Origin of the sequence: Vibrio sp. M260118, assembly GCF_036533755.1 — a bacterium.
Lineage (GTDB): Bacteria > Pseudomonadota > Gammaproteobacteria > Enterobacterales > Vibrionaceae > Vibrio.
Genome location: NZ_JATABG010000572.1, coordinates 1 through 1,416 on the forward strand (window position 1 = coordinate 1; position 1,416 = coordinate 1,416).

Below are 1,416 nucleotides of genomic sequence, written 5' to 3' on the forward strand. Positions count from 1 at the left end.
TAAAAATTAAGATCGCGTGCTCTCAGTTTTTGCATTCCTCTCTCAAAATTAAGCCAATTTGCTATTCGATATTTCAAAGTTACCGTAATATTCACGCCAATTTAAAATAATATTTCATCGTCTGAAATTAATCCTCGGCTAGGCTAACTTTAGCCAGTGCCTGGTAGCGAAGCCCAATAACGATTAAATCTAAACACACTTCGGTACAGCATTACCTACGATGTAAACGTCATTATGAAAGATCAACTTACAATAACTGTCTCTTCAATTAACGGTTCAAAGCATTGGTACTTTAGCAAGGCCATGCAACGAAACCTTAAAACAAGCTTGGTCGTGGCCGGTTTTGCTCTTGCAGCGACACTTTTTCTTATTGATCACCTCTATTCAGAAGTCGATAGCGCTCTACTAAAACAGACCGAATTGGCCGAGCACTCTAAAAGCATCAGCCAAGAACTTGATACCCTACAACAGCTAAAATCTGAGCTTGAAAGTGACTTATCCGACAGAGAAGAACAAGTTCAATTGGTTTCTGAACGTCTAGTCGACTTAGAAAAGGTGCTCGGCGTATCCAACGACAATGCCGATCAGAGCTTAAACCAAAGGCTAGATACTGCAGCGATTACATCCAACGTAAGACGCGCTATGCTCACCCAAATTCCAAGCGGTTCTCCAGTGGGTGATGTACGTATGTCTTCCGGTTTTGGTAAGCGTGTTCACCCGATTACTGGTGTCGCCAAAATGCACCGCGGGTTAGACTTTGCCGCTAACACTGGAACCAAGATCTATTCCCCTGCAGATGGAGTCGTTGAAGTCACGCGCTCGAGCAACAAAGGGTCGGGGAATTTCCTACGCTTACAGCATTCGTTTGGCTTTTCTAGCTCCTACTCTCATTTAAAGCAGTTCAAAGTCAAAAGCGGTGAGTTTGTTAAGAAAGGTCAACTCATCGGTATTTCTGGCAACAGTGGCCTATCATCCGGCCCCCACCTCCACTACGAGGTGCGATTTGTTGGCAGAGCACTAAATCCAAGGTTCTTCGTTGAGTGGGACCTAAACAATTTTGAAGAAATCTTTACCAAGCAGCGAGGCATACGATGGGAATCTTTAGTAGAAACCGTAGAACAACGAGTAGCACAGCAACTTCAACTATCATCGCCAAAGGATGTTCTGTTAGCGGAGAATTCAAAGTAGAGAATGACATCCAAATCGATGGCAAGGTGACAGGTCAAATGCATGTAGAAGGCACCTTGATCGTCGCGGAGTCAGGCGAGTTAAATGGCGAAGTTTACGCTAAGCAACTGATTGTAAATGGATTGCTAGACGGAAATTGCTATGCTGATCGCGTTCAAGTACTGTCGAAAGGTAGCGTGAGCGGAAAAGTATGGAGTAGCAACCTTAGTATTGAGCCCGGCGGTAAAT

2 protein-coding genes are annotated in these 1,416 nt (G+C 44.1%); both read left to right on the top strand.

The features are described 5' to 3' along the window. Positions 1–234 precede the first annotated feature (234 nt). On the top strand, positions 235–1,188 hold the full coding sequence (locus QTO00_RS19670) for a M23 family metallopeptidase (protein WP_331426251.1): 954 nt from the start codon (positions 235–237) through the stop codon (positions 1,186–1,188). Continuing rightward, the coding region (locus QTO00_RS19675; protein WP_331426252.1) for a bactofilin family protein at positions 1,092–1,416 on the top strand (325 nt) is incomplete at its 3' end. The genes QTO00_RS19670 and QTO00_RS19675, both read left to right, overlap by 97 nt.